Source organism: Endozoicomonas sp. SESOKO3, assembly GCF_024606255.1.
In genome coordinates this window covers 1-1,982 of record NZ_JAHHPR010000268.1, presented here as the reverse complement: position 1 = coordinate 1,982, position 1,982 = coordinate 1, and the positions used below count along the sequence as shown (strand labels likewise).

Here is a 1,982-nt window from a genome sequence, read left to right as displayed (position 1 = left end):
ACCTGCAGAGAGTGAATCAGTGGTTGAAGCGTTCCCTGCAAGATCCTTGATAAACCCGGCAGAAATATCCAGCTCATCATCGCTATAATCACCACCGGAGCTGGCCTCGATACTGTCAGCCTTCGCCGCCGCCAGTTCAATCATGAGTTTGTTATTGTCAATCACTTTGACGGACAGGACATCATCTTCACTGAAGCTCTCAGTCAGTGAGCCGTTGACCTTGTAGCTGAGCTTGCTCCAGTCCAGCACCAGCCTTAACTCAGCACTGTCGGCAGCGGTGTTGCCACTCAAAATATCATTGAAGTTTGTACCCGTTAATTCCAGTTGATTGGTATCGGGGTCATAATTGGCCGAAGCAATGGTGGTGAGCGGAGCGGTTGTATCAATAATCAGATCCGAGCTGCTGTTATCCAGAGAGCCAGCTCCTGTGGGTGCTGTCAGAGTGATATTCTGCTCCGAATTGACGGTAATAGCGCCGTTAGACCATGAGGAGGTTGCAGGCTCCTTAAATACGGTATCAATAGGGTTGGACGCCGCAAGTGAGATGCTGCCGGTAACATTATCGCCACTCTGAATCGTATAACGGTATAAAAAGCTGTTGTTATACTCACCGGACGAATGAGCAGCCGTGTCCAATACTGCTGTCTGTTGCGTGCCACCAATGTCAAACCGAAGTTCAGGTGTTGTACTGTAATCCAGTTTCACCACATGGTTGAAATCCACCTGAATCAGCAACTCTTCACCCGCTTTATAGGTGTCATTCACAGAAACAACACGAACATCCGTGATTTTATTGCCTTGCCTCCCAAATGCGCTTATCGGATCCGTAGGTGAGAGAATTTCCATATCCAAACCGCTTGAAGATGATGAAAAGGCATATCCGTTACCAGCACGGTCTACCAGAAACCCTTCTTCAACGTGAACAACCATGATATCTGGCCAGTCACTGTATCCCCGGAACTCTTTTTCAAACGCATCAGCCCCGCTCTGGTTGAGATCTATTTTCATCTCGTGAGCTATGGTTGGATGCCGTTCAAAGCTGCTGACCGAGAAGTCATCGGACTTAAAGTAGTGCCGGTCACCGGTTTCTGTATTTTCAACGTACAGCTTGCTCCAGTCCGGTGTCATTTGGTTAACTTCGCTGGCATTCAGTGCTTGCTGACCATCTGAATAAATAAATATCCGACCCGGCGTATTTTCACTGCTGTTGCCAACCCAGAAGTTAACCGCGCCCAGACCCGGTAATGAAGGACCTGTCGTATCAATTTCAAGTGCCGCATTGGTAGCCAGGGAGTTAGCCTGCGCTCCCGTCGGTAAAGTGCTGACATCAACCGAATTACCGGCTAGATCGGTAATGTTGCCACTTGACAGATCCAGACTACTGACATCCAGATCTGCGCTGTCTTCACCACTGCCCACCGTATAACTAAACACCAGTTTGTCCGTCCCCGCACCACTGGAGTACGTGGCCTGACCGCCGGTATCCAGATTGAGTACCGGCGTTCCTGTTATATCGACAGCTTCACTAAAAGACACCTCAAGCTGGATCACTTTGCCCTCATTGTAAGGGCCATCCGAGGTCAGACTGTTGATTGCAGTAATTTCCGGGGCGTTGACATCAATAATGGCATTGCCCGTCTGGGCCAGGGCATCATTACTGTTAACCGGAGGCAGCGTGGGCAGCATGTTATTCCCTGCGGAATCAAAAATCATGACTCCGGCAGGTATGGTCAGTGCCGTATCAGAGGCGTAGTTGAGTCCCAGGGTGTTTTCACTGTTGCCTGAACCGACGGTATAAACAAACCTTAAGGTATCGCTACCTGCACCACTGTCGTAGGTGGCCACGGCACCGTTATCCAATGCCAGGGTTGGGTAGGTGCTGGCATCAGAGACATCAATACCACTCACGTTGACGGACTCACTGAGCTGGACAAGAATGACCACCTCATCGCCATTAATGAATCGACCGGGGTCTTCAAGGC

The 1,982-nt window shown here is 49.9% G+C and carries 1 protein-coding gene; it reads right to left on the bottom strand.

Annotation, left to right across the window (positions count from 1 at the left end):
* The coding region (locus KDK18_RS04850; RefSeq protein WP_257253603.1) for a hypothetical protein at positions 1-1,982 on the bottom strand (1,982 nt) is incomplete at both ends.